Source organism: Sciscionella sediminilitoris (assembly GCF_000737195.2).
GTDB lineage: Bacteria > Actinomycetota > Actinomycetes > Mycobacteriales > Pseudonocardiaceae > Sciscionella > Sciscionella sediminilitoris.
The window spans coordinates 1-4,998 of the sequence record NZ_JALM01000008.1 but is presented as its reverse complement, the minus strand read 5'-3'; the positions used below and the strand labels follow the sequence as shown (position 1 = coordinate 4,998).

Genomic DNA, 4,998 nt, shown 5'->3' with positions numbered 1-4,998 from the left:
CATTCTGCAATGATCTCTTAGTCCAATCAGCACTGAAGATCATGGACGAGGACACCCATTGGCGGCGCTGTCCGAAGCATATTCTTCCCAGCTGGCAGCGACTTCAGCTCCTGCATCCGCAGCCCAACACGTCCGACCTGGCCGCCGGGGACCACCGCGCGCTGTTCACGGTACTTCGTGAAAATCGGACGGGGCACCTGATGCTGCCGAACGCACTGCGCGAAACCGTGATACGGAGCGCGCTACAGAGCAATAGCTTGCTGGTGCGACAGGAAGCAGAACGCGCTGACGACGAGCAGAACAAGTCGCGTCCAGGAGACGACCCCCGTCTCAGCCGCGAACGGTTTAGGCGAGCACGTGACCATCGCGCGGTACAGATCGCCCTTGACATGCGCGACATCGAGGATGCCACCGTTGTGGCTCGTGCGGCCGTCAATGCTGGCGCCGACTTCATCGAAATAGGCGACCCTCTCATCAAAGAGGCTGGTATCTCTAGCATCGAGCGAGTCAGGAATGCAGTTCCCGAGGCCACGATCGTCGCAGAGATGATGTCTTCCGATTGGGGCCGCGATCAGGTGCTGCTCGCCGCTCAGGCCGGGGCAGACATTGTACAGCTCATCGGGCCCGCTACCGTCGCAAGCGTTAGTGCTGCCGTCGAAGCAGGACAGCGCCTCGGAGTTCCGATATTGCTCGACACTCCCATCGCCACCAGTCACCGCTGGGTCACCGATATGGAACGAGCGGGAGTCGATGGCTTCACGGTCACAACGAATATCGACCTCGGCATCGGCAACGTTACGGCACTCGATGCCGCCCGTGCGATACGTACCTGGACCCAGCTGCCTGTCGCCGTGAGCGGCGGATTCAGCACCACCGACCACGCCGTATTTTCCAACCCCAATTGGGACATCCTCATCGTCGGCCGAAGCGTTGCCGACGCCGTCGATCCCGTTACGGCCGCAGCCCACATCGTCGAACTCGCACACCGCAATGGAAGGCACTCGTGAATATTCGACCCCTTCACCAAGAAGATATTTCCGCCATAATCGAGCTGATGGGCCTCGGCGAACCTTACATCCGACCTCGTACGGCGTCGGACTATTGGCTTTACGCCAACCTCTTCTCTGGTACGTGTCCAGTGGCCGATGACGGTGGCGAGCTCGTCGGCGCGATCATCGCGTTCCGCAGTCAAGACCAGCCCGCTGACCTCTACCTCCAGGACGTGATGACCCACCCCAGTCACCGACGCCGCGGCATCACCACAGCCCTGCTCCGATCAGTACGCACCGCGGGAGAACAACTTGGTTGCCAACGCCTCTATCTCACATCGGAACCCGACAACGTCGCCGCACATCGAACCTGGACTACCAGCGGATTCATCAACGTCCCGGGCGACCACAGCGTCAACGACATTCAGGTGATTTCGGACTACAAGGGGCCAGGCAAACACCGTGCTGTCTATGAACTCCGTTTGGCCTAGCTACCCGGAATCGGCCTAGGGGGTCCACGGATGCGACCCGACCGGGCTGCTTCTCGTTGGTAGCGCAACAGCTCGTATTAGTCCGAAGCTGCTCATCGACGACCTGCGTCGGCACTGAAACGGACTTCTCTGGGCACACGCGGTGTCGACCATCCGTATCGAAAACTCGACCGGTCTGGGTCTGAGTGCTTTGCCGGCGTACCTCCGCCTTTCAGGAAATTCGCACCTCAGCGGCCTTGATATTGAGGCTGGCCGAGCAATTTCGAGCAGTTCCGGTGCAGCACTACCTTCCAATTCAACCGGCCACCGAGGCACGGTAGAGGTCCAGTGACCGCCATGGCGGGAACAGAACCAGTACCTCGGGAGCATGATGTCGCAGAGCTGCAGAACACCGAATCCGGTGGTCGCTCGACGTCCTCATACGGCTACGAGCCGGTCAGCGGTAGGTGAGGTATCCCGCCTGCTAACAGATCCTCTCCCTGCGGACAACGCTAGGACTGGCGTTTTCGGCAACCAGCGGTGCTATCCCGATCCAGAAGGCTGGGCCTCCCGCGCAGGCCGGCCCCTGGAAGCGCCCGACTTGCCACCCCGCCGCGGAGACCACACCCCCAGGTGGTCGTGTGAGCACACCACGAAGGTCTCCGTACCGCAGGACGCACTCCTAAGCCCACGGGCTGGTCTGCTGTCCGGCGCGGAAACGGGACCCACGCACAGCGAGCAGGCAGGGGGCCTGTCTTTGCTGTTGCGTGGGTCCCGTGCTCCGTGTTCTACCGCTAACCCTGGCCAGCAGTCGCGTTCCCCAGTTCCGACCTGCCACCCTGTACAACTGGGATCGACGGTGATCCAGTGAGCAATGACACTTCGAAGGTATCGTTTCTCGTCATCGGCAACATAAATGGTGATTCCATCGCCGTACGCGCCGACAGCCCTGTGCAAGCTGAATGGTTTGCCCAATCATTTGCTAAAATGGAGCCGAACGCGCAAGCGTCGTGGATGGTTCAGGTCAAAGGAGAACTGCCTGAACAACCATCCTTCTTTGCGCGCCTCCAACAAGGATTAACTGGAGACGCAAGGCGAGTAACGCACACTTTCATCGTGGCTCCAAACATGCTACTTGAAATTACACTCGAGGCGGTGTGCGGTGCTCGATTCACACGAAATGAACTGGAGTTCCTTCCCTTTCACCGCAGTGCTAACGCCTGTCTCGCGTGCTGGACAAGGGTAATGCCCGGTTGGATCAACACAGTTGAGCGCCCGGAGCAACCTCTGAGCGTGTCGCCTTCCCTAACTGAGTCCGCTCCCGTTATCGAGTCAGGCCCGCAATCGTCGCAGCCCACCGATGACGACCCGGACGAACAGCCCACAGAAAGGTGAACGTGTTGTCAGGCCTGCTCGCAGAACCCACCATCGAAGCGGAGCGTACTGACGCTCTCCTCGAGCAGCTCGCTCAGCAGCTTGCCGCGGTGCCGACGAAGCCTCTCGACGAGTACTTACGCGGACTCGATCATCACCTAACTGGGGCGATCCTGCGTGCGAGGTTTCCTGAACTGGTGCATCGACGCACCCGTTTCGAGGATCATGACGAACACCTCATCCTAGACCTGTTCACGGGAGACGGCGCTCGTGCAGACCTGTACTGGGATCAGGATGTCAATGCCGTACGCACCCACGTCGCCGAGATCGGTTCTGGCCAGCTCTTCGTTCGCATAAGGGACCACGTCCGAAACTGGGCCCTCTACGACCGAACCGTGCCGATCGAACACGATGGCCAGCAGATCGAGGTGGGGCAATCGTGACGTTGAACCAGCGTTCAACACGAATCAGGAACAATGCCCCCGGAACCTTGGCAGTCCTGGGAGCTATAGAAACCCCACTTGAGCCCTCCAGCCAATCTCCAACAGCCATCGAATGCCCGCCGACGGCATCTTTCGTGCCTCGGGACATCGCCCAAGCGAGCACTCGTCCTAATCTCCCACCGGCCGGAGTGGAGCGCACCATCCCGCTAGCGTCGGTGGGTCTCCAACAACCTGCGGCCTCTAGAGGAGACCGTGCTCAGGCCAGTGCAAGGGTGCCTCCGAGAGTGTGCCCGAACCTCGGCGAAACCACCCACGCCGACCGGCGGACGCCCCTGCGGCTTATCGGGAGTCTCCTGCTTGTTGTACTCCTCATCGCGCTGGGGGACGTCCTGACGGAGGTGACGCATCTGTGAGCGGCCACATGACGCGCGATTCGGCTGCTCGGATCAGGTTCACTGAAGACCGGGCGCTCGTAACGGAAGCGCCCACCGGGGCCTGGTCGTGATGTTCAGCCTGGGCAGTCGGTCATCGCGAGTGCGCATTCTGCGGGCGGCGGCGCTGCTGTTGATCGTGCTCACGATGCTCATCCTCATGGCTCTGATCTCGTTCGCATTTCTACTACCGACCACTGTGATGGCCTATGCCTTCTCCTGATAAACCAACGCCTGTAACGGCGAAACAGTACCTTGCTATTCGGAGAGCTCTCCGTGATGGCCTGACCCCCGAGAAAATTGCACAAGAGCTACGAATTTCGGTGGAGACTGTACGGGCTCATCAACCGCAGCACAATTCTATGCACCGTGGTCCGGGCAAACACTTAACCGAGGATACCAAAAAGCAGATTCGGGAGGCATGGATCGCAGGGCTAGCCGCGAAGCAGATAAAGAGAAAATTCGGGGTTTCTGAAGGTACTGCGCGACGTTACCGTCCATCCGGCATCAGGAACGATAAGGCGATTTCCAAGAAGCAGCAGGAAATAATCGAAAAGGGCTGGCGAGACGGCGAGCGGGCGGTAAAGATAGCTCTCTTGGCCAACGTATCTGTATACACAGTATACAATTATCGACCGGCCGATATAGGTCGCAAAAATTCTATTTCCAAGAAGCAACAAAAGATCATCCAAAAAGGTTGGAAAGATGGCAAAACTCCTACAGTGATTGCCAACCTTGCCGATGTCTCGATCAACACAGTACACAAGTACCGACCGCAACAATGACTCCTATATGGGCACTTGCCGTGTCGGCTGCTCCGTTGATCACGATCGGATTGTTTGTCGTAGAACTCATGCTGCGACGAGCACGAGTTGACCGCCAAAGTCGTCATAGCCACGTCGCGCCATACGCGCTTAGCTCTGCACAGCGGCGTTGGAAGGCCGTTCAGCGCGCTGAACAACCTGGCGAGATTACTCGCGAGATCGAAGCGATACCTGACCACGACTAAGTTCCTTCCATCGCTCGAGCGAGGACGGCGATCACTCGGCAGCGACCAGTCTCGCGAAGAATTTTTTCAAAATGTAAGTCACTTCGGGAGGACGTATGCCTGACCGGCCACCGCTACCTAGAACGAGCCAGGCCGAGCAACAACTGCTGCGCGCTGGTCGCCACCTGCATGACTTGCTCTATAACGAGTGGGAACGTGGACGTCGGCGTGACCGCATCCACACGACGATCAGAGCCCTGCAGAGCGCTATCGCGGTACTACACTGACCGCGGCCAGTGAATG

The 4,998-nt window shown here is 59.1% G+C and carries 5 protein-coding genes; all 5 read left to right on the top strand.

Features of this window, described 5'->3' with window-relative positions:
• A partial coding sequence (locus AD72_RS03300) for an orotidine 5'-phosphate decarboxylase / HUMPS family protein (RefSeq protein ID WP_231644719.1) occupies positions 1-1,007 on the top strand: 1,007 nt, incomplete at its 5' end.
• Positions 1,008-1,054: 47 nt separating this feature from the next.
• On the top strand, positions 1,055-1,480 hold the full coding sequence (locus AD72_RS35400; RefSeq protein ID WP_156365031.1) for a GNAT family N-acetyltransferase: 426 nt from the start codon (positions 1,055-1,057) through the stop codon (positions 1,478-1,480).
• Between the two features lie 846 nt (positions 1,481-2,326).
• The gene (locus AD72_RS36345; protein ID WP_156365030.1) at positions 2,327-2,854 is read left to right on the top strand and encodes a hypothetical protein; all 528 of its coding nucleotides are present in this window, start codon (positions 2,327-2,329) and stop codon (positions 2,852-2,854) included.
• A gap of 5 nt (positions 2,855-2,859) precedes the next feature.
• Positions 2,860-3,276, top strand: coding sequence for a hypothetical protein (locus AD72_RS03295; RefSeq protein WP_156365029.1), 417 nt, complete (start codon positions 2,860-2,862; stop codon positions 3,274-3,276).
• Between the two features lie 640 nt (positions 3,277-3,916).
• Complete coding sequence (locus AD72_RS36340) at positions 3,917-4,492, top strand: hypothetical protein (RefSeq protein ID WP_156365028.1); 576 nt, start codon at positions 3,917-3,919, stop codon at positions 4,490-4,492.
• Positions 4,493-4,998: the final 506 nt, after the last annotated feature.